This window comes from Nonomuraea sp. NPDC049637, from assembly GCF_040675235.1.
Classification (GTDB): domain Bacteria; phylum Actinomycetota; class Actinomycetes; order Streptosporangiales; family Streptosporangiaceae; genus Nonomuraea.
Genome location: NZ_JBFAOM010000030.1, coordinates 88,606 through 112,427 on the forward strand (window position 1 = coordinate 88,606; position 23,822 = coordinate 112,427).

Below are 23,822 nucleotides of genomic sequence, written 5' to 3' on the forward strand. Positions count from 1 at the left end.
CCTCTGGCGGGACGGGCGTCAACCGCGCGTCTTTCGCGCCCAGGAGGAACCGTGTCCACCAGACCCTGGTTACGCAGCGCCGTGATCGCCCTCGCGGTCACCGCCACTGCCCTGCCCCTGACCGGCGCCGCCCGGGGCGAACCCGGCGGGCAGGCCCCGATCGTCCACGACTTCCAGGCCGAGCAGCACGGCAGACCGGACCTGGACAACCGGCAGGGCCGCGTCCCGCCGCCCGCCGGGCTCGGCGCGCGGGCCGCCGGCGCGGAGATCCGCTGGAACGCCCTCGGCACCCCCGCCGTCGTCACCGGCGCCGCGCCGCTCGCCGAGGGCCTGGGCGAGGACCCCGAACGGGCCGCCCGCGCCTACCTGGCCGCCAACGAGCCGCTGTTCGGCCTGTCGGCGGAGGAGGTCGCCGGGCTGGAGAAGGTCGCGGTCAACCCCCTCGGCGCCGGTGCCGTCGTGCTCCTGCGCCAGCGGTTCGGCGGGCTGCCGGCCGGGGTGGACGGGCTCGTCGCTGTCGGCGTCGTGCGGGGGAAGGTGCGCCACGTGACCTCCTCGCTCGCCCGCGGGCAGGCCGCGCCCCCCGCCGCCGCGATCAGTGAGGCGCGGGCCCTGGAGATCGCGGCCCGCGACGGCGGCGTGGACCTGGCCACGGCGACGACCAAGCAGGTCACGAAGGTGGCCGTGCCCGCGCCCGACGGCGTGCACAGCGCGTACCAGGTGGTGCTGATCGGCGGCGGGAAGGGCGAGGCGGCGGCGTACACCACCCACGTGGACGCGGTCAGCGGCGCCATCCTCACCCGCGAGAACCTGGTCGACCACTTCGACCCGGAGAACCCGCGCTGGGCGGCCTTCCCGGTCAACCCGCCCGGCGACTACTCCGCCACCGACACCCGGCGGACCTGGTGCCAGGCGGCCGGGCCCGGCTGCGACCTCGCCACCGGCGGCGACCCGGCGACCGGCCGCGCCTGGGACGTGGACCACGCCACCGGCGCGCCCACCCACACCAGCGCGGGCAACGCCGCCCGGACGTATGAGAACCGCGCGAGCGGCGACCCGTTCACCGTCGGCACCCGCGCGAACGCGCCCTCCCCCAGCCGCGACTACGTCTACCCGTGGCGCAACACCTGGCACCGGGCCAAGTGCGACCCGGCGACGTTCGACCAGCCGGGCGAGGCGGACCTGGAGGCCGCCATCGCCAACCTCAACGCCATGCACAACCGCATGCACGACTGGTCCTACCGGCTCGGCTTCACCGAGTCGGCCTGGAACATGCAGGTGGACAACGGCGACCGCGGCGGGCTCGGCAACGACCCCGAGCTGGGCAACGCCCAGGCGGGCGCGCGCGTGGCGTCGGTGCGCGACAACGCCAACCAGATCACCGGCCCCGACGGCCTCGCCCCGATCACCAACATGTACCTGTGGCAGCCGATCGCCGGCTCGTTCTACTCCCCCTGCGTGGACGGCGACTACGACATGTCGGTCATCGGCCACGAGTACAGCCACGCCATCTCCGGCCGCATGATCGGCGGCCCGAACGCCGGCTGGAGCGGCGCGCAGGCGGGCGCCATGAACGAGAGCACCTCCGACCTGTTCGCCATGGAGTACCTCGACGAGTACGGCTTCCGCTCCTCCGGCGCGACCCCGTACGTGATCGGCCCGTACGTCACGGGCGACCGGACGCGCGGCATCCGCAACTACGACATGTCCAGGTCGCCGCTGAACTACAGCGACATCGCCTACGACCTGGTCGGCGCGCAGGTGCACGCGGACGGCGAGATCTGGACCGCCACCCAGTTCGACGTCCGCGAGGCGTTCGTCAGGCGGTACGGCAAGGGCACGCCGGCCCGGCAGCGCGACTGCGCCGACGGCAAGGTGGCGGTGGACAGGTGCCCGGGCAACCGGCGGTGGGCGCAGCTCTCGTACGACGCCCTGCTGCTGATGGCCTCCGGCGCGGTCAGCTACGTCGACCACCGGGACGCGATCCTGGCCGCCGACGCCATCCGCTTCGACGGCGCGAACCAGGACATCCTGTGGCGGGCGTTCGCCGAGCACGGCCTGGGCAAGGGCGCGGCCAGCAACGGCCCGAACGACCCCGACCCGACGCCGAGCTTCGTCGACCCGGCCGGCCGCAACGGCTCCCTGCAGCTCAAGCCGCTCGGCGAGGCCAGGGACGCGGCCCTGCGGCTGTACGTGGGCGACTACGAGGGCCGCGCGGTGCCGGTCGCCGACACCGACCCGGCCACGCCGCTGGGCGACACCGTCGAGATGACGCCGGGCACGTACCGGTTCGTGGTGGCGGGCGCCGGGTTCGGGCACGCGCGGCTGACGTTCCCGGTGGTGGCCGGGGCCAGGCGGCCGCTCCCGCTGCCGCTGCCGCGCAACCTCGCCTCGGCCGCGGCGGGCGCGACGGCCGCCGGCGACGGCGTCAACCAGGCCCGGCTGATCGACGACACCGAGGCCACGAACTGGGCCTCGCGCACCGGCGCGCCGGCCGGCCGGTCGGTCGTCGTGGACCTGGCCGGCGACCGTCCGGTCACGGTGCGCAGGGTCCAGGTGAGCGCGATGCTCCGGCCCGACGTCGGCGACGCCGCCGACCCGGGCGGGCAGAACAGGTTCTCGGCGCTGCGCGCGTTCGAGGTGCTGGCCTGCGCCGCGAACTGCGCCGACCCGGCGAGCTTCAGGAAGGTCTACACCAGCCCGGCGGACGCGTTCGACGCCACGCTGCCCCGGCCGCGCGGCGCGGACCTGCTGGTGCGCTCCTTCCGGGTGCCGCCGACCAGCGCCACCCACCTGATGTTGCGGGTGGTCAGCAGCCAGTGCACCGGCAACCCGCGCTACGCGGGCGAGCAGGACGCCGACCCCGGCTCCGCGACCGACTGCGCCACCGCGAGCCCGGCGCGCGAGCAGGTGCGGGCGGCGGAGTTCCAGGCGTACGCCCACTGACCCGGCGGCGGGCCGGCCGACCGGCCCGCCGCTCGGAGAACGGCCCGCCGCTCCCAGGGACGGGCCGGGTGGTCAGAACGGGTAGTGGGCCTGTTCGGTGGCCAGGGTGATCCAGCGGGTGTTGCTGAACGCCTCCAGACCCCACCGGCCGCCGAACCGGCCGTAGCCCGAGGAGCCGGCGCCGCCGAACGGCGCCTGCGGCTCGTCGCCCACGGACTGGTCGTTGACGTGCACGATGCCGGTCCGCAGGCGGCGGGCCACGCGCAGGCCGTGGGTGCCGTTCTCGGTGATGATCCCGGCGGTCAGGCCGTGCTCGGTGTCGTTGGCCAGGGCCACGGCCTCGTCGTCGGTGGCGAAGGCGCCGACCACGCACACCGGGCCGAACGCCTCGCCGTAGTACAGGCGGGCGTGCTTCGGCACATCGGTCAGCACCGTGGCCGGGTGCACCGCGCCGTCGGGCTCGCCGCCGCCGGCCAGCACCGTCGCGCCCTTGGCGACCGCGTCGGCGATCAGCCCGGCCACCCGGCGGGCGGCGTCCGCGCTGACCAGCGGCCCGATCACCGTCTCCGGCCGGGACGGGTCGCCGGCGGGCAGCGCGCGCACCTTGTCGGCGAACCGGCGGCCGAACTCCTCGGCCAGCGACTCGTGCACCAGCACGCGGTCGCCCGACATGCAGATCTGGCCCGCGTTCATGTAGACGCCGAACGCGGCGGCGTCCACGGCGTGGTCGAGGTCGGCGTCGTCCAGGACGATGATGGCGTTCTTGCCGCCCAGCTCCAGCAGGGCGGGCTTGAGGTGGCGGGCGGCGTGGGTGCCGATGATCCGGCCGACCTCGGTGGAGCCGGTGAAGTTGACCGCGCGCACGCGGGGGTCGGCGATGAGCGCCTCGGCGACCACGGCGGCGTCGGCCGGGTCGTTGGTGACCACGTTGAGCACGCCCGCGGGCAGCCCGGCCTCGTGCAGCAGGTCGGCGACGAACAGGCCGCACGCGATGGGGGCGTCCTCGCTGGGCTTCATGACGACGGTGTTGCCCGCGGCCAGGGCGGCGGCCACCGAGCGCACGCCGAGGATGATCGGCGCGTTCCACGGCGAGAAGGCGGCCACCACGCCGAGCGGCTCGCGCACGGCCAGGCCGAGCACGCCCTCCTCCTGCGCGGTGAGCACCTCGCCGCGCGGCGCGGTGATCGCGGCGGCGGCCTCGCGCAGCATGTTCGCGGCCAGCCCGACGTTGAACAGCGCCCACGGTCGGGTGCCGCCGACCTCGGCGGCCATCAGCGCCACGGCCTGCTCGCCGCGCTCCTGGAGCAGGTCGGCGGCCTTGAGGAAGATCGCCCGGCGGGCGAACGGGCTGGTGGCGGCCCAGCCGTCGAAGGCGGCCTGCGCCGCGTCCACGGCCGAGGTGACGTCCTCGACGCCCGCGGCGGCCACGGTCGCGTACACCTCGCCGGTGTAGGGGGCCAGGTCGGGCGTCGTACGGCCGCTCAGGGCGGGGACGTTCTTGCCGCCGATCAGCAGCTCACGGGTGATGGTCATGCGGACTCCCCTGATATCTCGGTAAGGACGCGCTGGGCGACGGCGAACGCCGCGTTGGCGGCCGGCACCCCGCAGTAGATCGCGCTCTGCAGCAGCACCTCGCCGATCTCGTCGGCCGTCAGCCCGTTGCGCACGGCGGCGCGGACGTGCATGGCCAGCTCGTCGAGGTGCCCGTGCGCGACCAGCGCGGTGAGGGTGACGCAGCTCCTGGTGCGCCGGTCGAGGCCGGGCCTGGTCCAGATCTCCCCCCAGGCGTAGCGCGTGATGAGGTCCTGGAAGTCCCTGGTGAAGGCGGTGGTGCGGGCGACGGCCCGATCGACGTGGGCGTCCCCGAGCACTTCCCGGCGCACCCGCATGCCGGGGGCGGCGGGCAGGTGGGCGAGCAGCGCGGCGGTGACCCGTTCCGGCTGGTCGACGCCGGCCAGGTGGGCCGCTCCCGGCACCTCCACGAGCGTCGCGCCGGGGATGCCGTCGGCCAGCTCCCTGGCGTGCGCGGGCGGCGTGGCCGGGTCGTCGCGGCCGCCCAGGACCAGCGTGGGGACGGCGATGCCGGGCAGCTCGGCGCGCAGGTCGTAGCCGGCCAGGGCGTCGCAGCAGGCGGCGTAGCCGGCGGGGTCGGCGGCGGCGAGGTCGTCGAGCAGCGCCGGGTCGCCCGGCCCGGCGAACCAGCGCTTGGCCGTGGGCTCCAGCAGCGGCGCGGTGCCGCGCTCGCGGACCAGCGCGGCCCGCTCGCGCCAGCCGGCCGGCTCGCCGAAGCGGGCCGAGGAGCAGATCATCGCCAGGGACCGCAGGCGTCCGGGGTGGCGCAGGGCCAGGGTGGCGCCGATCGCGCCGCCGATGGAGATGCCGGCGTAGTGGAAGGCGTCCAGGCCCAGCTCGTCGGCCAGGTCGAGGACGAGCCCGGCCAGGCCGTCGATCGTGGACACGCCGAGCGACGGGGAGCCGCCGTGCCCCGGCAGGTCGAAGCGGACCACGCGGAACCTGCGGGCCAGCGCGGCGACCTGCGGCTCCCACACCCGGGCCGAGGTGCCGACCGACGGGCCGAGGACGATCGGCTCGGCGTGTTCCGGGCCGTCCAGCCGGTGCTGCAACAACGTCACTTCTCCTCCAGCGCCCGCTTGACCAGGGCGGCGGCGGCGCCGGGCGGTCCGGCGACGGTCAGGGCGGCGCGCATGCGCCCGGGATGCACCCGCAGGCCGGCGACGAGTTCCGCGGCGTCGCGGGCGGCGCCGGCGACCAGGCGCAGCGCCTCGCGCAGCGGCTGCCACTCGGCGTGCCAGGCGCCGGGCGGCCGCTCGTCCTCGGCGGCGAGCGAGGCGTACAGGACGGCGGCCTGGGCGGGCACCTGGCGGGCCGCCGCGGCGATCATCGTGGCCCGCACGGGGTTGTGCTTGTGCGGCATCGACGACGAGCCGCCGCCGACGCCCTCGGACACCTCGCCGATCTCGGTCCGCGACATCACCAGCACGTCGGCGGCCGGCTTGCCCAGCGCGCCGGCGGTGAACGCCAGCGCCCCGGCCAGGTCGGCGACGGGGGTGCGCAGCACGTGCCAGGGCAGCGTGGGCGCGGCCAGCCCCAGCTCGGCGGCGAACCGGACGGCCACCTCCAGCGCCCCCGCGCCTGCGTCGTCCTGGTCGGGGGCGGTGAACCGGTCGAGGGTGCCGGCGGGGCCGCCGAGCTGGGCGGGAAGGGCCTCGCGGGCGGCGCGGAGGCGGTCGCGGGCGTCGAGGACCAGCTTCCGCCAGCCCGCCGCCTTGAGCCCGAACGTGGTGGGCACGGCCTGCTGGGTGAGCGTGCGGGCGGCCATGACGGTGTCGCGATGGTCCCACGCCAGCGTGGCGAGCCCGGCGGCCACCCGGTCGAGGTCGGCCAGGACCGGCCCGAGCGCCCGGTGGGCGACCAGCATGAGCGCGGTGTCCAGGATGTCCTGGCTGGTCGCGCCCGCGTGCACGTGCTCCCCGTACCGCCCGGCGGCGGCGCGCAGGTCCTCCACCAGCGGGATGACCGGATTGCCGCCCGAACGCGCCCGCGCGGCCAGGCCGGCCGGGTCGAACAGCTCGGCGCGGGCCGCGGCGGTCACGGCGTCGGCCGCCTCCCGCGGCGCGCGCCCGAGCGCGGCCAGCACCCGGGTGAGCGCGGCCTCCGCGTCGAGCATGGCCTGCAGGACCGCCAGGTCGCCGGTCGCCTCGGCCCCGCCGCGCATGGGCGCGAGCAGCCCGAAGTCCCCCAGACCGCCTGCGGAGGATGCGCCGGCGGGGTCAGCCGAAGTCAAGGAAGACCGTCTCCTTCTCGCCCTGCAGATGGATGTCGAAGCGGTGCACGCCCTCCCGCTCCTCGACCGCGACCAGCGTGCGCGCCCGCTCGGGCGGCAGCGAGTCGAGGAAGGCGTCGGGCCGCAGGTAGATGCGGGTGAACAGGTGGTGGAGCAGGCCGCGGGCGAACACGCACACGCTGATGTACCCGTTGCCCGGCTCGACCGTGCGCAGGGTCCAGTGGCCGTCGGCGTCGGTGGGGACGCGGCCGAACCCGGTGAAGTCGACGCCGTGCCGGCCGATGACCGCGCCGTTGACCGGGTCGCGGCGCAGCGAGCCCGGCGCGCCCGACAGGTCGCCCGTGGGGTCGGCCTGCCAGAACTCCAGCAGCGCGTCGGGGATCGGGTCGCCGGCGCCGTCGTAGACGCGGCCGTGCACGGTGATGCCGCCGGCGGCCAGGTCGCCGCCGCCGGGGAAGGGCAGCGCGTAGCCGTAGAACGGGCCGACCGTCTGCGAGGGGGTGGGGTTCATCGGCCTTCCTCCATCCAGGTCGCGGCGGGCCCGTCGAGCACGATGTCCCACCGGTAGCCGAGCGACCACTCGGGCTTGGACAGGTCGTGGGCGTAGGTGGAGACCAGCCGCTGCCGGGCGCCGTCGTCGGTGACCGACTGCAGGATCGGGTCGTAGGGGAACAGCGGGTCGCCGGGGAAGTACATCTGGGTGACCAGCCGCTGGGCGAAGGCCGTGCCGAACAGCGAGAAGTGGATGTGCGCGGGCCGCCAGGCGTTGAGGTGGTTGCGCCAGGGATAGGGGCCGGGCTTGATCGTGGTGAAGTGGTAGCGGCCGTCGTCGTCGGTCAGGCAGCGGCCGACGCCGGAGAAGTTGGGGTCGAGCGGCGCGGGGTGGTCGTCGCGCTGGTGCAGGTAGCGGCCGGCGGAGTTGGCCTGCCAGATCTCCACGAGCTGGCCGCGTACGGGCCGGCCCTGCCGGTCGAGCACCCGGCCGGTCACGGTGATCCGCTCGCCCAGCGGCTCGCCGAGGTGCTGCCGGGTCAGGTCGGAGTCGAGGGCGGTCACGTCCGTGACGCCGAACACCGGGCCGGACAGCTCGCTCGCCTCCGGGTCCTTCAGCGCGACCAGCGGCTGCTTGGGGTGGCGCAGCAGGGTGCTGCGGTAGGGGGCGTAGTCGCGCGCGGGGTGGTCGGCGGGCCGCTCGCCGCGGGACTCGCTCAGCGCGGCGATCTCGCGGTCGATGTCGGCCTGCGTGAGTGGTTCGGACATGGACGCTACCTTTCGAGTACGACGGCCAGCCCCTGGCCGACGCCGATGCAGAGGGAGGCGAGCCCGACGCCCGAGCCGGCCGCGGCCAGCCGGTGGGCCACCGCGCCGGTGACGCGGGCCCCGGACGCGCCGAGCGGGTGGCCGATCGCGATCGCGCCGCCGTCGGGGTTGACCAGGGCGGGGTCGAGCTCGGGCAGCTCGGCCAGGCAGCCGAGCACCTGCGCGGCGAACGCCTCGTTCAGCTCGACGGTGGACAGGTCGCCGAAGCCCTTGCCGGCCTTGGCCAGCGCCTTGCGCACGGCCTCGACCGGGCCGAGCCCGAAGTAGCGCGGCTCCAGCGCGCTCGCGGCGCTCGCGGTGAGGCGGGCCAGCGGCTCGCGGCCGCGCAGCCCCTCCTCGTCGGTCAGCAGCAGCGCCGCCGCGCCGTCGTTCAGCGGGGAGGAGTTGCCGGCCGTGACCGTGCCGCCGTCCTTTCTGAACACCGGCTTGAGCCGGGCCAGCGCCTCGGCCGAGCTGTCGTCGCGGATGCCCTCGTCCCTGGTCAGGCCGGCGATGGGGACGATCTCGCGGTCGAGGGCCGCCTTGGCCGCCTTCCGGTGGCTGCCCAGCGCGTACGCGTCCTGCTCCTCGCGGGTGATGCCGTGCTTGTCGGCGATCAGCTCGGCGCCCTCGCCGAGCGCGACCGTGTGCTCGGCGGGCATCCTCGGGTTGACCAGCCGCCAGCCGAGCGTCGTGGAGACCAGCTCCCCGCCGCCCGCCGGGAAGGCGCGGTCGGGCTTGGGCAGCACCCAGGGCGCGCGGGTCATCGACTCCACGCCGCCCGCGATCACCGCGGAGGCGTCGCCGACCGCGATCGCCCGGTACGCCTGGATGATCGCCTCCATGCCGGAGCCGCACAGCCGGTTGACGGTGGCGCCGGGCGTGGTGACCGGCAGCCCGGCCAGCAGCGCGGCCATGCGGGCGACGTTGCGGTTCTCCTCGCCGGCGCCGTTGGCGTTGCCCAGGATCACCTCGTCGGCGCTCTCCTGGCCGGTCCGCTCGACCAGCGCCGCGACGACGTGCGCGGCCAGGTCGTCGGGGCGCACCTTGGCCAGCGCGCCGCCGTGGCGGCCGAACGGCGTGCGGACGGCGTCGACGATGTAGACGTCCTTCATGCGATGACCTCCGCGTCGGTACGGTTGCGCAGCTCGTCCAGGCCCACGCCCGGCGCGCTCTCGACCAGGGCCAGTCCCTGGCCGGTGACGTCGAGGACGCCGAGGTCGGTGATGATCCGGTGCACGCATCGCCGGCCCGTCAGGGGCAGCGAGCACTCGTCGACGATCTTGGGTGAGCCGTCCTTGGCGTTGTGTTCCATGATCACGATGACCTTGCGCGCGCCGTGCACCAGGTCCATGGCCCCGCCCATGCCCTTGACCAGCTTGCCGGGGACCATCCAGTTGGCCAGGTCGCCGCGGGCCGAGACCTGCATCGCGCCGAGCACGGCCACGTCGATGTGACCCCCTCGGATCATGCCGAACGACAGCGAGGAGTCGAAGAACGACGCGCCGGGGAGCACGGTGACCGTCTCCTTGCCCGCGTTGATCAGGTCGGGGTCGACGTCGGCGGGAGCGGGGTAGGGGCCGACGCCGAGGATGCCGTTCTCGGAGTGGAGGACGACGTCGACGCCCGGCGGCAGGAACGACGGGATGCGGGTGGGCAGGCCGATGCCGAGGTTGACGTAGTCGCCGTCGCGCAGCTCGGCCGCCGCCCGCGCGACCATCTGGTCACGGGTCCAGCTCATTCGGTGACCGTCCCTCCTGCCGGAGGCGGGGTAATCGTACGCCTCTCGATGCCCTTGTCGGCGGCCTGCTGCGGGGTGAGCGGGAGCACGCGCTGCACGAACACGCCGGGCAGGTGGACCTCGTCGGGGTCGATGTGCTCGGCCAGCTCCTCGACCTCGGCGACGGTGACGCGCCCGGCCATGGCGGCCAGCGGGTTGAAGTTCCTGGCGGCGCGGTGGAAGACCAGGTTGCCGGACCGGTCGCCCCTGGCCGCCCGGACCAGCGCGAAGTCGGTGCGGATGCCGTGTTCGAGGACGTACTCCCGGCCGTCGAACTCGCGCACCTCCTTCGGCGGCGAGGCGACGGCGACCGTGCCGTCGGGGTGGTGGCGCAGCGGCAGGCCGCCGTCGGCGACGGGGGTGCCGACGCCGGCCGGGGTGTAGAAGGCGGGGATGCCGCTGCCGCCGGCCCGCAGCCGCTCGGCCAGGCTGCCCTGCGGGGTCAGCTCGACCTCCAGGTCGCCGCCGAGGTACTGCCGGGCGAACTCCTTGTTGTCGCCGATGTAGGAGGCGGTCACGCGGGCGATGCGCCCGGCGGCCAGCAGGATGCCGAGGCCGCCGCCGTCGACGCCGCAGTTGTTGGACACGACGCCGATGCCGGTCACGCCGGTGTCGTAGAGGGCCTGGATCAGCACGTTGGGGATGCCGCTGAGCCCGAAGCCGCCGACCGCGAACGACGCGCCGTCCCGCACGCCGGCCAGCGCCTCCGCGGCCGTCGCGACCACCTTGTCTCTCCGCACGACGCTCCGTTCAGCCGAGGATGTCCGCCGAGTGTCCGCCCAGGGGGTGTTCGCTCTGCGAACTTTAGTTCACTATTATGGGTTCGAGTATCTGTAACCGGGGCGTTCCTGTCAAAGCCCCCACCTGGACGAGGAGCCGCCGATGGAACCGGCCGGGACCCTGGAGCGCGGCCTGGCCGTGCTGCGCGTGCTGGCCGCCGACCCCGGGCGGCCCATGCGCGCGACCGACCTCGTCCGCGCCACCGGGCTGGCCAGGTCCACGGTCGACCGCGTGCTGGCCACGCTCGTGCACCTCGGCCACCTGCGGGCCGACGGCCGCGACGTGCTGCTCGCGCCGCCGCTGATGGAGCTGGGCGCGGCCTACCTGGCCTGCGACGGCCTCCAGGAGAGCCTGTCGCCCCTGGCCGAGCGGCTGGCCGCCGAGCTGGAGGAGTCGGTCTCGCTGGCCGTGCGCGACGGCGACGGCGTGCGTTTCGTCGGCCAGTTCACCCGGCGGCGCACGATGTCGGTGGCCTTCCGGGTGGGCGACCTCCTGCCCGCCGGGCGGTGCGCGGCCGGGCTGGCCCTGCTCGACCCCGCCGCGCCGTGGGCCGAGGACGACCAGCTCATCGAGCCGGGGCTGATCGCGGTCGCGCTGCCCGTCCGCGACCCCGGCGGCACGGCGGTCTGCGCGGTCAGCGTGGTCAGCCACACCAGCAGGCACACGGTGGCCGGGCTGCGCGAGCACGCCCTGCCCCGCCTGCGCGCGACGGTGGCGGACATGGAGGCCGTCCTGGCGGCCCAGGCCGCCCGTCCCCGGGAGCCGCGCCGCGCGCCGGCCGGCCTCGACGGTTCGCGGGCCGTCAAGGAGGAGCTGGGCATGGGTTACCTGCAGTCGCTCGCCCGCGGCCTGGCCGTGCTGGTCTCGCTCGGGTCGGCGCGCGGCGGCTGCACGCTGGCCGAGTCCGCCAGGGTGACCGGCCTGCCCCGGGCCACCGTACGGCGCGCGGTGCAGAGCCTGGAGCGCCTGGGCTACGCCGCCGCCGCAGGTGACCGCCACGTGCTGCTGCCCAAGGTGCTCGAACTGGGCTACGCCCACCTGTCGGAGCGGACGTTCGGCGAGGTCGTCCAGCCGCACCTGGCCGACCTGGTGGCGCGCGTCCGCGAGTCGGCGTCGGTGGCGGTGCTGTCCGGCGACGACGTGCTCTACGTGGCCCGGGTGCCCACGGTCAGCATCATGAGCGTGGACATCACGGTGGGCACCCGCTTCCCGGCGTACGCCACGTCCATGGGCCGGGTGCTGCTGGCCGGGCAGCCCGCCGCGCGGGTGGCCGCCATCGAGCCGAAGCCGCTGTCCCGGCACACGATCACCTCGCCGGAAGGGCTGGCCGCGGTCGTGCGGCAGGCCGCCGCCGACGGGTACGCGCTGGTGGACCAGGAGCTGGAGGAGGGCGTGCGGTCGATCGCCGTGCCCGTGCGCGGGCCGGACGGGCGCGTGGTGGCCGCGGTCAACGTGGCCACGCACGCCGGCCGGGCCAGCCGTGACCACCTGCTGCGCGAGGTGCTGCCCGAGCTCAGGCGGACGGCCGCGCGCATGGAGGCCGACCTCGCGCACACCGGCCGGCTCCCCTAGCGGGCCTGCCTGAGCGGGCCCTGTCTAAGCGGGCCTGAGCGGGCGCTGCCTGAGCGGGCGCTGCCTACCGGGTGGCCTCGGCGCGGGCCTCGCTCGGGGTCAGGCCGTACCGGGTGCGGAAGAGCCGGGCGAAGTGGGCCTGGCTGGAGAAGCCCCACCGGTGGGCCACGTCGGCGATCGTGGTCTCCAGCGCGCGCGGCCCGGTCAGCTCGGCGTGCGCCCGGACCAGCCGCCGCTCCACGATGTGCCGGGCGGGCGAGCGGCCGGTGGACTCGAAGATGCGCGCCAGGTGCCGCACGGAGATGCCCATGACCCCGGCCACCTGCGCCGCCCCCAGGCACGGGTCGTGCAGGTGCCGGTCGATGTAGTCCTCGGCGACGATGAGCTGCGACCGGTAGGCGTCCGGCCCGGGGCGCCCGCCCGTACGCTCCTCGGCGAGCTGCCTGAGCAGGTCGAGCACGGCCCGCTCGGCCTCGGCGGGGTCGGGCGCGGCCCGCAGGGCGGCCAGGCCGCCGATCATCGAGCGCAGCGCGGCCACGAGCGCGCCCTCCCGCGCCGTCGCCCTGCCGAACACCATCGGCCCCGGCAGCCCGCCCGCCACGCACGCCTGCGCGAACAGCTCGCGCGGGACGTCCACCAGGATCTGCCGCATCGAGGAGGAGAACCCGAACAGGTACGGCCGGCGCGTGTCGTAGACGACCAGCTCGCCCGCCGTGGCGGCCAGGCAGCCGTTCTCGTGCAGGAACACCGCCTCGCCCTTGAGCAGCAGGGTCGCGAACACCGAGTCCTTCGGCGCGGACCTGACGGTCTGCGGGCTGCGCTCGATCGCGTGGGCGTTCCCGGCGATCTCGGCCAGCCGCAGCCCGGCCAGCTCGATGTTGGTCTGCCTGGCCAGCAGGCCGTGCTCGGAGTACGACGTGCACGACAGGCCCACCAGCGCCCTGCGGTTGTAGTCCTCCCAGAAATGGATGCGCTCGGCGGGTTCGACGTGCTCGGTCGTGGCCTGGGAGATCACGGAGACGGCGGACAAGGCGACCCTCCTCGCGTTCGTGCCGGTCAGGGGACACACAGCTTAGGTGAGATGTCACACAGCCAGATAGCCTCCGTCCACGGGGACGACCGCCCCGGTGACGTACGACGCGGCCGGCGAGCACAGGAACGCCACCACCGAGGCGACCTCGCCCGGCCTGCCCAGCCGCCCGCCGGGGATGCGGGCCAGCACCTGGGCCAGGGCCGGCGGGTCGTCCAGCACGCCGCGGGCCAGCGGGGTGACCACGAATCCGGGGGCGACGGCGTTGACCCTGATGCCGTCGGCGGCGTACTCGGCCGCCAGCGACTTGGTGAGCTGGGAGACGCCGCCCTTGCTGGCGCTGTAGGCGGGCCGGTCCCTGCTGCCGGAGAAGGCGAACATGGAGGAGACGTTCACGATCGCACCGCCGTGCTCGGCCAGCGCCGGGCGGGCGGCCTGGCAGGCGACCATGGTGGCGGTCAGGTTGACCTCGATGACGCGCTGCCAGCGGGCCAGGTCGTACTCCTGCCGGTCGTGGCTGACGCCCGCGCAGTTGACCAGCGCGTCGAGCGGGTCGCCGGCCGACAGCAGGCGGGCCAGGCCGCCCCGGTCGAGCACGTCGTGCTCCACCACCCGGACCAGCGGGTGCACGGGCAGCTCGGCCGGGTCGGCGGGCGGCAGGCCGAGCGCGGTCACGGCGGCGCCCAGCTCGGCGAGGAGCACGGCGGTCGCCGCGCCGATGCCGGAGGTGCCGCCGGTCACGAACGCGTGCCGCCCGGCGAACAGCCCTGGGGCGAGTGCGCCGGTCACGGGAGCCGCCCCCCGTCCCGAGTGGGTCGTACCAGCACCTTGACCTGGTCCTCGCCGCGCAGCAGCGCCTCGAACCCGTCGCGGACCACGTGCTCCAGCGGGATGGTCGCGGTGACGATCGCGGCCAGGTCCACGCCCTCCTCGGCGACCATGCGGATCAGCTCGGGGTAGGCGTCGCGGTAGCCGACGCTGGTCACGATCGTCTGCTCGTTGTTGACCAGGGCGAAGGCGTCTAGGGAGACCGTGCCGGTCAGCCCGAGGAACACCACCCGGCCGCCGCGTCTGGTGGCGGCCAGGCAGGCGCGCAGCGTGCCCTCCGAGCCGGCGGCCTCGAAGACGACGTCCGCGCCCTCCCCGCCGACCGCCGCGGCCAGCCCGTCGCCCGCCGCCGTCTCCGCGCCGAGGCGGCGGGCCAGCTCCAGGCGGGCGGGCGAACGGTCGGCGGCCACCACGCGGCCCGCGCCGGCCCGCGCCGCGAAGCGGGCCACGAGCAGCCCGATCGGGCCGAGCCCGAGGACCGCGACGGTGTCGCCGGCGCGGATCCCGGCCCGCCGCACCGCGTGCAGGGCGACGGCCGCGGGCTCGAACACGGCCGCCTGCTCCAGCGGCACCGACTCGGGCAGCCGGTGCAGCATGTACGCCGGCACCGTCGCCCGTTCGGCGAGCCCGCCGTGCCCCATCAGCCCGGCGAACCCGAAATGGCGGCAGATGTTGTACTCCCCCGCCAGGCAGCGCGGGCAGTTCCCGCACCGGTAGTGCGGCTCGACCGCGACCCGGTCGCCCACGGCCAGGCCGGTCACGCCCGCGCCGAGGCCGGTGACCGTGCCGCAGAACTCGTGGCCGAGCACGATCGGCGCGCGCACGCCGGACTCCGGGTGCGGCTCGGCCACGGGGATCGCGTGCGGGCCGTCGGCGTACTCGTGCAGGTCGCTGCCGCAGATCCCGCAGTACGCCACCGCGATCGCCGCCTCACCGGGGCCGGGCTCGCGCACGGGGACGTCCTCGACCCGCACGTCCTTGGCCCCGTGCCAGACCGCGGCCCTCACGCGGCCGCCCTGCGCAGCACGGCGGGGGCCGTCTCCTTCAGGGCGAAGGCGAGCCCCACCACGACCAGCGCGCCGCCGGCGGCGATGAACATCGCGGCCTGCAACCCCCACTGGTCGGACGCCCACCCGGCGACCATCGGGCCCAGGAAGCCGCCCGCCAGCTCGCCCACGCCCATGATCACGCCGAGCGCGGTGGCCAGCGCGCCGCGCGGCACGGTCTCGGCCGGGATGGTGGCCATGAACAGCGTGAAGCAGCCGAGCCCGGTGTAGGTGACGATCATGATCGCGCCGAGCAGCACGGGGCTCTCGACGTAGACCACGGCCAGCGGGCAGAACACCGCGAGCGCGGTGAAGCCGATCAGCGCGGGCTTGCGTCCCAGCCGGTCGGAGATGGCCGGGGTGGCGAAGCCCCAGAGCACCCAGGCCACGCCCAGGCACGTCATGACGCCGCTCATCGTGCCCGGCCCGAAGCCCTTCACCTGCGTCAGGTACGTCGGCGTGAAGGTGATGATGGTGACGAACCAGGTCAGGTAGCAGCAGGCGATGAGCATGCACACGACGATGTTGCGCAGCTTCAGCACCTCGCCCAGCGGCACCCGCGGCTCCTTGGCGGGCGCCTCGGCCGCCGTCCGCGGCGACCGCTCGCGGACGAACTTCGCGATCAGCAGGGCCATCACCAGGCCCGGCAGGATCGTGACGTAGAAGGCGACCCGCCAGTCGTAGGTCTCGGCGATCCACACCACGACCAGCGGCGCGAGGATGCCGCCGAGCAGCCCGGCCGACGAGCCCTGCAGCAGGCCCATGTTGAAGCCCCTGCGGCGCTCCCGGCTGGCCTCGACCATGAGCGACTGCGCCATCGGCAGCACGGCGCCCTCGGCCGTGCCCATCAGCGCGCGGGCGGCCAGCAGCCCGGCGAACCCGCCCATCAGCCCGGAGGAGGCCGAGAACAGCGAGAACAGCACCACGGCCACGACCAGGATGGGCTTGCGCCGGCCGAGCGCGTCGGACAGGCGGCCGGCGAACATCCCGGCCAGCGCCCAGGTGAGCGCGAGCACGCCGGACAGCGTGCCCAGTTCGGCGTTGGACAGGCCGAAGTCCTGGTCCATGTACGGCGCCAGGAACGACAGCGCCTGCCGGTCGAAGAAGACGAAGCCGAAGGACAGGAAGAGGATGACGAGAAGGCGGTTCTCGTACCGGTCGGCGGCCCTGGTGTCCGGCGCGGCCGCGAGGTCGGTCATGACGCACTCATTTCGGGGGATGCGGCGGGGCGGCGGTCAGCGGAACAGGGAGTTGACGTAGTCGGCGCCGATGCCGACCTTCTCGTAGTGCTCGCGGCACATCTTGATGTAGTCGTGCACGTCGAAGAAGCCGTCGGGGTCGCCGTTCTCGTCCAGCCAGACCAGCGGGCCCTTGACGATGAAGAACGTCTTCATCGGCTCGCCGCTGTCGTAGGCGACCAGCGTGTGGCCCTCGCCAGGGGCCTCGTAGACGAAGTCGCCGGCGGTGGCCGTCCAGGGGCGTTCCAGGTAGCCCCACTTGCCGGAGATCGTGTACGCGAACACCTCGTGCGGGTGGTAGTGCCGGTTGACCAGCCCGGCCTCCTTGGCCCGCAGGATGTCGGCCCAGCTGTTGTCCTTGACGTTGATCCACAGCGGCCGGGAGCCGACGGTCTCGGTGAACGGCACGTAGTACCGGTCGTCGTCGGTGGCCACCTTGGACAGGTACACCTCGGGCAGCGCGTCCGGCCGGAAGGAGTTCTCGATCGGCCGCAGGTCCTTCCAGAACTCGCCGGTGGGGTTGTCGGGCATCTGAACGGCCCCTTTCGTGTCGTGTTCCCGGCAGTGAATCCCGGCGGGACCGACACCGTCTTTCCCCAGGTGGACGTGGCGGCTTGCAGATTCAGGACATGCGGCCGCGGCGCGGTCAGGCGCCGAGGTCGCGCACCACGTTGTCCAGCCGCACGGCGAGGTCGTCGAGGGCCTGCCCGTCCGTCGCGGCGCCGTCGGGGAGCTGGGACATGACGTCCTCGCGGCTGGCGATCACCAGCCCCCGGTGGGCGTCGTCGATCTCCGCGGCCCGCAGCACGACGCAGTCGCCCCGGACGAACACGAGCGTCGCGTCGGCGTGCTCGGACTCCAGCAGCCTGCGGACACAGTCACGGTCGATGAGAGACATCTCGGCTCCTCTTCCCCTCAGCGGGCGTGTACCCCCACAGCCAGGACGAAACCCCAGGTGGCCGCCCCGGCGTCGCGCTAGCCGAAGGTGGGCGGGCCGCCGTCGTCGCGGGCGCGCCGCCGTGCGAACACCACCAGGTACGCGGCGGCTGCCACCGCCAGGACCGCCGGCGGCAGCGCCAGCGGCAGCCGTCCGGCCAGCACCGCGAGCACCGCCAGCACGACCCCGGCGAGCAGCAGCAGCGCGGCGGCCAGCAGCCGCACGCCGAGCGCGTTCGACGGCGGCGGCCTGCGCGGCCAGTGCCCCTCGCCGCCGCCGTGCACGCCGGGCACGCCGGTGTCGCTCACCACGCCTGTGCGGCTGATCTCGTCCGGGGGCGGCGGCTCGCGCAGCACCGGAGCGAAGAACTCGTCCTCTGGATCGTCGTCTCGCCGGTTCATGAGGGTGACCCCTACCCAGGATTCCGGCCGCTCCCACGAGTGAACGGCGGGGCACCGGGAAGGGCTGTTGCTGGCGGCAGCGAGCCGCTCACCTGCGTGAACGAGGACTGAGGACATGACGACGACGCCGCATCCAGCATCGGGGGACGAGCAGCGCGAGCACACCCTGCGCGATGCCGTGAGGACGGACATCGAAAGCGTCGAGGAGCCCGCCCGGCTGCTCCGCGTGAGCGCGATGGCCCGCAGCCTGCTGGAGGAGGCCAAGGGGGTGCACCTGGAGGAGCGTGCCAGGGAGCGCATGCACCGCATCTACGAGCAGGCCATCCGGGAGGTCGCCGGGGCGGTCGCGCCCGAGCTGCGCGACGAGCTGGAGCGCCTGCGGCCCACCCCGAACGGCGAGACGCCGACGGAGATGGAGATCCGGGTCATGCAGGGGCAGCTCGTGGGCTGGCTGGAGGGCGTCTTCCAGGGCATCCAGGCCGGGCTCCAGCTCCAGCAGGCCGCCGCCCGCCAGCAGCAGCTCGGCCTGCACGCCGGCCGCGCCGCCCTCCCCCTCCCCGACGGCGTCCGCGCCCAGGGCGACGGCAACTACATGTAGACACGAGGGCCGGGAGCGGTCAGCGGGAGGGGCTCCATTCGGGCCGCCAGCCGGGGCGCAGGCGGTAACCGTAGGCCAGGTGGCGCAGCGTCTGGCAGGGGGAGCCGGCGGCCTCGCCGCACAGCGGGCAGACGGCGTCCCGGGCGTCCCCGGTGTCCCCGGCCGACAGCGGCGGAGTGTGCTCGTTCAGCAACGCCAGCTCGGCGCCGCAGCGGGCGATCGCGTCGGCCGGGTCGTGCAGGGCGATGTGGATCGCCTCGACCGGGTGGAGCAGGTCGTCGTCGTGGAAGCCGACGCGGGTGACCGTCCGTCCGCCGCCGAACTCCAGCCGTCGCGCGCCGCCCGCGCCTTGGCGTACCGGGGCGCCGGCCGGGCCGGCGGCCGTGAGGTAGCGCCAGGGCCCGGCGCCCGCCGCCTCCGCGGTGGCCTTGTCGGCCTCGATCTGCGTGCGCAGCCACTGGACCAGCGTGGCGCCGCCGGTGCCGGGGACGCCCTCGGCGCCGTCCAGCTCGCGCAGGAACGGGGTGACCGCCGCGTTCAGCTCGGCCACGAACGCCTCCAGCGACGCCTGGGCGTCGTCCAGGTTGGGCAGGCCCTCGGCGCGCGGCCGGGTGGGCGTCGGCAGCCGGTCGCCGGACAGGGGGATGCGCAGCTCCAGCGTGCTCAGGGCGGTCGGCGTGCCCTCCGCGCCGGCCGCGTACGGCTGCTCGCCCTGGCGCCGCCAGCTCGACCAGCCGTCCGGCAGCGGGACGGGCGGCGGCGCGGCGAGCTCGACCACGGCCAGCGGGTCGCGGCCGTCCTCGGCCCGGTGGCAGGCCGCGTCCAGGACCCGGGGGTGGGTGCGCACGTAGGGGGAGTCGGCGACCGGCCTGGTGGCGACCTCCCAGGCGGCCAGCGCGAAGTGCAGGGGGTCCAGCGTGACGCCGCTCGCTCCCGGCTCCCCGCCCGTGGCCGCGAACGCGTGCCGCCACCTGCGCAGCTGTTCGCCGTAGTGCTCCTGCGTCCCGCCGTGCCCGGCGTCGATCCAGAACGCCTGCGTCGCGGTGCGAACCGTGCTCTTCATCGCAAAACTCCCCTTAAATCCCCTATCGTCACCTCTGCCCGGTATCGCGGGCGACCAACGCCTCCGGACGGCCCTCCGTTAGCGCTGTGACCTGCGGGGTAGGCCACGGCCAGCGGGAAGTGCGAGCGAGGGGGATTGTGGTCATGCGCACGACTGCTTTTCGGGGCATCAGCTCCTTCAACGGGGAATCGCGGCAACCGGCTCCGCGGCGCATCCAGATCGTGCACACGGAGTCGCGAGGACGGTCGCACCCGGTCGTCGCCGCCGTGCTGGGCGCCTGCGCCGGGGCCGCGGTGACGTACCTGCTGGATCCGGACCGGGGCCGGTCGCGCCGCGCCCGCGTCCGGGACAAGGGCTCGCACGCCACCCACGAGGTGCGCGACGGCCTGGGCGTGCTCGGCCGCGACCTGTCCAACAGGGGCCGCGGGTCGGCCGCGGCGGCCAGGTACCGCCTGACCGGCGGCACCGCCGACGACCGCGTCCTGCACGAACGCGTACGCGCCGAACTGGGCCGCCACATCAGCCACCCGCACGCCGTCGAGGTCGACGTGCGCGAGCGCGTCGTGACGCTCTCCGGCGACGTGCTCGCGGGCGAGGACGAGCGCGCCCGCCAGAAGGTGCGCCGCATCCCCGGCGTCAAGCGGGTGGAGACCAACTGGCACGTGCACAGGGACGGCACCGACGCCCCCCGGCTGCAGGGCCAGGGCCGCCGCCGCAAGGCGGTGCCGGAGCTGCTGCAGCAGCGCTGGTCGCCCTCGGCCAGGCTGGTCGCGGGCGGGGCGGCGGCCTCGGTCTGGGCGGTCACCGGCAAGCTGCCGAGGCCGCTGTCCTGGCTGACCCGCTGCGCCGCGTCCGCGCTGGCCGTGCGGGCCGCGACGAACCTGCCGCTGCGCCGCCTGACCGGCGTCAACGCCGGTCGCGAGGCGATCGACGTCAACGCGGCCGTCTCGATCGCGGCGCCGGTGGCGGCCGTGTGGCCGCTGGTGAGCGACTACTCGCTGTTCCCGCGCTTCATGCCGGACGTCGAGGAGGTCCGGCTGTCGGCCGACGAGCTGCGCTCCCACTGGGTGATCAGGGGCCCGGCCGGGACGCGCATCCGCTTCACCGCCACCGAGACCAAGCGCGAGGAGGGCGCGGAGATCGCCTGGAAGTCCGGCGACGGCGAGCTCATCGCCCACACCGGCGTGCTGCGCGTGGACGCCCAGGCCGACGGCCGGACCCGCGTCCAGGTGCACCTGTGCTACAACCCCATCGCGGGGGCCGCCGGGCACGCCATCGCCGGGCTGCTCGGCGCGCATCCCGCGCGCAAGCTGCGGCAGGATCTGGTGCGGCTGAAGGAGCACGTCGAGAACCAGGTGCAGCCGGCCGCGCCGTCCCTGCTCTGACCGCTCTCCCCCTCCGAACCGCCGGACGGCCACGCGCGACGCGGGTTCGCGCGTGGCCCGTAAGCTGGCGTGATATCGCTCCCGATATCACCGGACGGCTGATATCGGTCTTGGACGCCGCCTTTCGTGCTGTGCTGTCATGTCCGGGCTTGCCCTGTTTCCGCCCGGAGGTGCTCTCATATGCCCCATCGCCTGTCGAACGTCGCCCGGCTCACGGTCGCGGCGATGTCGGCCGGGTTGCTGACGGCCGCGATCGCGCTGCCCGCCGTCGGCGGCACCGGCACGCTGGTCGTCTCCGCCACCGAGCAGCTGAACCTCAAGCCGGTGGTGCTGGCCGAGCCGCCACTCGCGCAGACCTCCACCGTGTACGACGTCCGCGGCAACGTGATCGCCCGCTTCTACGACCAGAACCGCGAGATCGTCCGCCTGGACCAGATCTCCGAGGTGATGCGGACGGCGGTCGTCGCCATCGAGGACGACCGGTTCTACCAGCACGGCGCGATCGACATGGAGGGCACGCTGCGCGCCCTGGTCAAGAACCTCAGCTCCGACCGGCTCAGCCAGGGCGGTTCCAGCATCACCCAGCAGTACGTCAAGCAGGTGCTGCTCAACGCGGCCGACACCGAGCAGGACAAGAACAAGGCCCTGGAGGCCAGCTACGCCCGCAAGCTCAAGGAGCTGCGCTACGCGATGGGCGTCGAGAAGAAGTACGGCAAGGACGAGATCCTGCGCCGTTACCTCAACATCGCCTACTTCGGCGCGGGCGCCAACGGCGTGCAGGCCGCGGCCAGGCGGTTCTTCGGCGTCCCGGCGTCCCGGCTGGACCTGGCACAGGCCGCCACGCTGGCGGGCGCCGTGCAGGACCCGAACACCACCGACCCGAGCCGCGGCAGGAAGGCCCGTGCGCTGCTGCTGGCCCGGCGGAACGTGGTGCTCGACCGGATGGCCGAGCTGGGCCGGATCACGCCGGAGCAGGCGGCCGCGGCCAAGGCCAAGAAGCTGGGGTTCAAGGACGTCCGGCTGCCCAATGGCTGCGGCGACAGCGCCTACCCGTACTTCTGCGAGTACGTCCGGCACGAGCTGCTGGCTGACCCGGCCTTCGGCAGCACGCGGCGGGCCAGGGAACACGCCTTCGCGCAGGGCGGCCTGAAGATCTACACCACGCTCGACCCGAAGGCCCAGGCCGCCGCCGACCGGGCGATCAGGAAGCACGTCGACGCCACCGACCACGCCCTGGCCGCCGAGGCGCTGGTCGAGCCCGGCACCGGCGCGATCAGGGCCATGGCCGCCAGCCGCGGCTACGGCTCCTCGGCCGGGAAGAAGCAGATCTCCTTCAACGCGGTGGCCGACGCGCGGCACGGCGGGCTGATCGGCTTCCAGGCGGGCTCGACGTTCAAGACGTTCACCCTGGTCGAGGCGCTCAAGCAGGGCATGAAGGTGGACGACGGCATCACCGTGGGCAACGGCTACACCGCGCCCTCCACCGCCGCCTTCAGGAACTGCGCCGGCGCCGGCGTCGGCGACCCGTCCTGGACGGTCACCAACGACGAGGGCTCCCCCGGTTTCAAGACGCTGCGGACCGGCACGTGGGGCTCGGTGAACACGTTCTTCATGGCGCTGGAGCAGCGGGTGGGCCTGTGCCGGACGGTGGAGACGGCCAAGTCGCTCGGGATCGCCCGCGCCGACGGCCGCAAGCTCCAGGAGTACGAGACGTTCACCCTCGGCATCAACGAGACCGACCCGGTGACGGTGGCCACCGCGTACGCCGCCCTCGCCGCCCGGGGCAGGTACTGCGCCCCGATGGCCATCACCAGGATCACCGATGCCGCCACCGGCCGGCCGACCTCGTACCGGCCCTCGTGCCGGCAGGCGCTCGATCCGGGCGTCGCCGACGCGACCGCGCACATCCTGTCGGGCGTGTTCACCAAGGGCACGATGAGCCGCGTCGGCGGCATCGGCCGCCCGGCGGCGGGCAAGACCGGCACCACCGACGGGTACGCCTCGGCGTGGTTCGCCGGGTTCACCCCGGACCTGGCGGGCGCGGTCAGCATCGGCGACCCGCGCGGGTCGCAGCGGTACAAGCTGGTGAACACCACGATCGGCGGCCGGTACTTCGCCATCGTGGCCGGGGCCTCGCTGCCGGGGCCCATCTGGAACGACACGATGCGGGCGGCGCTGAAGGGCGTGCCCGCCACGCGGTTCACGCCGATCGACGCCGGGCGCTTCGGCGGCTGCGGGGACGCCTGCGCGCCGGCCCGTCCCGACGCCGGCGAGCCGGACCTCGGCCAGACGGACCCGGGCGAGCCGGACCTCGGCCAGACGGACCCGGGCGAGACCGGCCCCGGCGACCAGGGCGCGAGCGGAACGCCCTGAGCGGCGCGCCGGCCGGTCCATAACCCCGACGGGTGACTCAAGAGCTATACGACAGGCGGCGCGGCGCGCCCGTACCCTCGATGAGTCCGCACATCTCCGCCTCACGAGGGACGGTTCCGCCATGCCCAAGGCACGGACGTTCGGCCGGACACATCTGGCGCTCTGCCTCGCGCTCGCCGCCGGGGTCGCCGCGATCGGCGTGAGCGCGGTGGCCGACGCCACCGCCGCGCGCCCGGGCGACCCGCGGCCCGTGGTCATCCGCGACACGAGCGGCGTCGCGGTCGGGCGGCTCAGCATCCTGCGCGAGGGGTTCGGGACGGCGCGCGTCTCGGTCTCGGTCAAGGGCCTGACGCCCGGCTTCCACGGCTTCCACATCCACACGACGGGTCTGTGCGACCCGAAGGCCGTCGATCCCGCGACCGGCCAGGTCTCCCCCTTCTTCACCGCCGGAGGCCACCTCGACCTGGCCGGCGCCGTCCACCCCGGGCACTCGGGCGACCTGCCGCCGCTGCTGGTCGGCAAGGACGGGTCGGGCTCCGCGTCGGTCGTCACCGACCGGTTCGGGCTGCGGGAGCTGACCGACGCCGACGGCAGCGCGGTCATCGTGCACGCGCTCCCCGACAACCTGGCCAACATCCCCGCCCGCTACGCCCCGGACGGCCCCGACGAGGCCACCCACAGGACCGGCGACGCGGGCGGCCGCACCGCCTGCGGCGTGATCAGGTGACGCGACGCGCGTGC

At 74.6% G+C, this 23,822-nt stretch carries 22 protein-coding genes; 6 read left to right on the forward strand and 16 right to left on the reverse strand.

The features are described 5' to 3' along the window. Window positions 1-51 precede the first annotated feature (51 nt). Window positions 52-2,946: a M36 family metallopeptidase gene (locus tag AB0J71_RS33425; RefSeq protein ID WP_364417861.1), complete on the forward strand. Its 2,895-nt coding sequence runs from the start codon at window positions 52-54 to the stop codon at window positions 2,944-2,946. A gap of 72 nt (window positions 2,947-3,018) precedes the next feature. Here AB0J71_RS33425 and AB0J71_RS33430 read toward each other — a convergent pair whose 3' ends face one another. The 8 genes from AB0J71_RS33430 to AB0J71_RS33465 are packed head-to-tail and all read right to left on the reverse strand — an operon-like array spanning window position 3,019 to window position 10,570. Beyond that, a complete protein-coding gene (locus tag AB0J71_RS33430) occupies window positions 3,019-4,479 on the reverse strand; it encodes an aldehyde dehydrogenase family protein (RefSeq protein ID WP_364417863.1) in 1,461 nt (486 codons plus the stop codon). Continuing rightward, window positions 4,476-5,573, reverse strand: coding sequence for a 4-carboxymuconolactone decarboxylase (gene pcaC / locus AB0J71_RS33435; protein WP_352328081.1), 1,098 nt, complete (start codon window positions 5,571-5,573; stop codon window positions 4,476-4,478). The genes AB0J71_RS33430 and pcaC overlap by 4 nt, the downstream gene beginning before the upstream one ends. A gap of 2 nt (window positions 5,574-5,575) precedes the next feature. Next, on the reverse strand, window positions 5,576-6,751 hold the full coding sequence (pcaB, locus tag AB0J71_RS33440; protein ID WP_364417865.1) for a 3-carboxy-cis,cis-muconate cycloisomerase: 1,176 nt from the start codon (window positions 6,749-6,751) through the stop codon (window positions 5,576-5,578). Continuing rightward, entirely contained in the window at window positions 6,738-7,262 is a 525-nt protein-coding gene (pcaG, locus tag AB0J71_RS33445) for a protocatechuate 3,4-dioxygenase subunit alpha (protein ID WP_352328073.1), read from the reverse strand. The genes pcaB and pcaG overlap by 14 nt, the downstream gene beginning before the upstream one ends. Beyond that, entirely contained in the window at window positions 7,259-8,011 is a 753-nt protein-coding gene (gene pcaH / locus AB0J71_RS33450) for a protocatechuate 3,4-dioxygenase subunit beta (RefSeq protein ID WP_352328074.1), read from the reverse strand. The genes pcaG and pcaH overlap by 4 nt, the downstream gene beginning before the upstream one ends. 5 nt (window positions 8,012-8,016) lie before the next feature. Continuing rightward, a complete protein-coding gene (locus AB0J71_RS33455; RefSeq protein WP_364417867.1) occupies window positions 8,017-9,165 on the reverse strand; it encodes a thiolase family protein in 1,149 nt (382 codons plus the stop codon). Further along, on the reverse strand, window positions 9,162-9,791 hold the full coding sequence (locus AB0J71_RS33460; protein WP_364417869.1) for a CoA transferase subunit B: 630 nt from the start codon (window positions 9,789-9,791) through the stop codon (window positions 9,162-9,164). The genes AB0J71_RS33455 and AB0J71_RS33460 overlap by 4 nt, the downstream gene beginning before the upstream one ends. Then, the gene (locus AB0J71_RS33465; protein WP_352328077.1) at window positions 9,788-10,570 is read right to left on the reverse strand and encodes a CoA transferase subunit A; all 783 of its coding nucleotides are present in this window, start codon (window positions 10,568-10,570) and stop codon (window positions 9,788-9,790) included. The genes AB0J71_RS33460 and AB0J71_RS33465 overlap by 4 nt, the downstream gene beginning before the upstream one ends. Before the next feature lie 142 nt (window positions 10,571-10,712). Between AB0J71_RS33465 and AB0J71_RS33470 the strand changes: the two genes are divergently transcribed. Beyond that, on the forward strand, window positions 10,713-12,182 hold the full coding sequence (locus AB0J71_RS33470; protein ID WP_364417871.1) for an IclR family transcriptional regulator C-terminal domain-containing protein: 1,470 nt from the start codon (window positions 10,713-10,715) through the stop codon (window positions 12,180-12,182). Between the two features lie 64 nt (window positions 12,183-12,246). On the opposite strand, the gene AB0J71_RS33475 is transcribed toward AB0J71_RS33470, so the two are convergent. The 7 genes from AB0J71_RS33475 to AB0J71_RS33505 all read right to left on the reverse strand — a co-directional run bounded on the left by AB0J71_RS33475 (window position 12,247) and on the right by AB0J71_RS33505 (window position 17,662). Beyond that, entirely contained in the window at window positions 12,247-13,212 is a 966-nt protein-coding gene (locus AB0J71_RS33475; RefSeq protein ID WP_364417873.1) for a helix-turn-helix domain-containing protein, read from the reverse strand. A gap of 54 nt (window positions 13,213-13,266) precedes the next feature. Further along, on the reverse strand, window positions 13,267-14,001 hold the full coding sequence (locus AB0J71_RS33480; protein WP_364417875.1) for an SDR family NAD(P)-dependent oxidoreductase: 735 nt from the start codon (window positions 13,999-14,001) through the stop codon (window positions 13,267-13,269). Continuing rightward, the gene (locus tag AB0J71_RS33485) at window positions 13,998-15,047 is read right to left on the reverse strand and encodes a 2,3-butanediol dehydrogenase (RefSeq protein ID WP_364417877.1); all 1,050 of its coding nucleotides are present in this window, start codon (window positions 15,045-15,047) and stop codon (window positions 13,998-14,000) included. The genes AB0J71_RS33480 and AB0J71_RS33485 overlap by 4 nt, the downstream gene beginning before the upstream one ends. Continuing rightward, a complete protein-coding gene (locus AB0J71_RS33490; RefSeq protein WP_352324602.1) occupies window positions 15,044-16,285 on the reverse strand; it encodes an MFS transporter in 1,242 nt (413 codons plus the stop codon). The genes AB0J71_RS33485 and AB0J71_RS33490 overlap by 4 nt, the downstream gene beginning before the upstream one ends. Window positions 16,286-16,321: 36 nt before the next feature. Then, entirely contained in the window at window positions 16,322-16,855 is a 534-nt protein-coding gene (locus tag AB0J71_RS33495) for a 2,4'-dihydroxyacetophenone dioxygenase family protein (protein ID WP_352324601.1), read from the reverse strand. 115 nt (window positions 16,856-16,970) lie between these two features. Beyond that, window positions 16,971-17,222 carry a hypothetical protein gene (locus tag AB0J71_RS33500; RefSeq protein ID WP_352324600.1) on the reverse strand — a complete coding sequence of 84 codons (252 nt, stop codon included), beginning with the start codon at window positions 17,220-17,222 and terminating at the stop codon, window positions 16,971-16,973. A 77-nt stretch (window positions 17,223-17,299) separates the two neighbouring features. Continuing rightward, window positions 17,300-17,662 carry a hypothetical protein gene (locus AB0J71_RS33505; RefSeq protein ID WP_352324599.1) on the reverse strand — a complete coding sequence of 121 codons (363 nt, stop codon included), beginning with the start codon at window positions 17,660-17,662 and terminating at the stop codon, window positions 17,300-17,302. 115 nt (window positions 17,663-17,777) lie between these two features. Here AB0J71_RS33505 and AB0J71_RS33510 point away from each other — a divergent pair, with 115 nt between their 5' ends. Then, window positions 17,778-18,260 carry a proteasome activator gene (locus tag AB0J71_RS33510; RefSeq protein WP_352324598.1) on the forward strand — a complete coding sequence of 161 codons (483 nt, stop codon included), beginning with the start codon at window positions 17,778-17,780 and terminating at the stop codon, window positions 18,258-18,260. Between the two features lie 19 nt (window positions 18,261-18,279). On the opposite strand, the gene AB0J71_RS33515 is transcribed toward AB0J71_RS33510, so the two are convergent. Continuing rightward, window positions 18,280-19,323: a DUF6221 family protein gene (locus tag AB0J71_RS33515; RefSeq protein ID WP_364417879.1), complete on the reverse strand. Its 1,044-nt coding sequence runs from the start codon at window positions 19,321-19,323 to the stop codon at window positions 18,280-18,282. Window positions 19,324-19,544: 221 nt separating this feature from the next. On the opposite strand from AB0J71_RS33515, the gene AB0J71_RS33520 reads away from it, so the two are divergent. The 3 genes from AB0J71_RS33520 to AB0J71_RS33530 all read left to right on the forward strand — a co-directional run bounded on the left by AB0J71_RS33520 (window position 19,545) and on the right by AB0J71_RS33530 (window position 23,808). Continuing rightward, the gene (locus AB0J71_RS33520) at window positions 19,545-20,708 is read left to right on the forward strand and encodes an SRPBCC family protein (protein WP_364417881.1); all 1,164 of its coding nucleotides are present in this window, start codon (window positions 19,545-19,547) and stop codon (window positions 20,706-20,708) included. A gap of 180 nt (window positions 20,709-20,888) precedes the next feature. Then, complete coding sequence (locus AB0J71_RS33525; RefSeq protein WP_364417883.1) at window positions 20,889-23,081, forward strand: transglycosylase domain-containing protein; 2,193 nt, start codon at window positions 20,889-20,891, stop codon at window positions 23,079-23,081. A 121-nt stretch (window positions 23,082-23,202) separates the two neighbouring features. After that, window positions 23,203-23,808 carry a superoxide dismutase family protein gene (locus AB0J71_RS33530; RefSeq protein ID WP_352324592.1) on the forward strand — a complete coding sequence of 202 codons (606 nt, stop codon included), beginning with the start codon at window positions 23,203-23,205 and terminating at the stop codon, window positions 23,806-23,808. Window positions 23,809-23,822 lie beyond the last annotated feature (14 nt).

What these genes read in the sequence shown, in the direction of transcription:
- AB0J71_RS33430 (WP_364417863.1), bottom strand. Translation starts at nt 4,479, where the DNA reads ATGACCATCACCCGTGAGCTGCTGATCGGCGGCAAGAACGTCCCCGCC.
- pcaG (WP_352328073.1), bottom strand. Translation starts at nt 7,262, where the DNA reads ATGAACCCCACCCCCTCGCAGACGGTCGGCCCGTTCTACGGCTACGCG.
- pcaH (WP_352328074.1), bottom strand. Translation starts at nt 8,011, where the DNA reads ATGTCCGAACCACTCACGCAGGCCGACATCGACCGCGAGATCGCCGCG.
- AB0J71_RS33455 (WP_364417867.1), bottom strand. Translation starts at nt 9,165, where the DNA reads ATGAAGGACGTCTACATCGTCGACGCCGTCCGCACGCCGTTCGGCCGC.
- AB0J71_RS33460 (WP_364417869.1), bottom strand. Translation starts at nt 9,791, where the DNA reads ATGAGCTGGACCCGTGACCAGATGGTCGCGCGGGCGGCGGCCGAGCTG.
- AB0J71_RS33470 (WP_364417871.1), top strand. Translation starts at nt 10,713, where the DNA reads ATGGAACCGGCCGGGACCCTGGAGCGCGGCCTGGCCGTGCTGCGCGTG.
- AB0J71_RS33490 (WP_352324602.1), bottom strand. Translation starts at nt 16,285, where the DNA reads ATGACCGACCTCGCGGCCGCGCCGGACACCAGGGCCGCCGACCGGTAC.
- AB0J71_RS33495 (WP_352324601.1), bottom strand. Translation starts at nt 16,855, where the DNA reads ATGCCCGACAACCCCACCGGCGAGTTCTGGAAGGACCTGCGGCCGATC.
- AB0J71_RS33500 (WP_352324600.1), bottom strand. Translation starts at nt 17,222, where the DNA reads ATGTCTCTCATCGACCGTGACTGTGTCCGCAGGCTGCTGGAGTCCGAG.
- AB0J71_RS33505 (WP_352324599.1), bottom strand. Translation starts at nt 17,662, where the DNA reads ATGAACCGGCGAGACGACGATCCAGAGGACGAGTTCTTCGCTCCGGTG.
- AB0J71_RS33510 (WP_352324598.1), top strand. Translation starts at nt 17,778, where the DNA reads ATGACGACGACGCCGCATCCAGCATCGGGGGACGAGCAGCGCGAGCAC.
- AB0J71_RS33515 (WP_364417879.1), bottom strand. Translation starts at nt 19,323, where the DNA reads ATGAAGAGCACGGTTCGCACCGCGACGCAGGCGTTCTGGATCGACGCC.
- AB0J71_RS33525 (WP_364417883.1), top strand. Translation starts at nt 20,889, where the DNA reads ATGCCCCATCGCCTGTCGAACGTCGCCCGGCTCACGGTCGCGGCGATG.
- AB0J71_RS33530 (WP_352324592.1), top strand. Translation starts at nt 23,203, where the DNA reads ATGCCCAAGGCACGGACGTTCGGCCGGACACATCTGGCGCTCTGCCTC.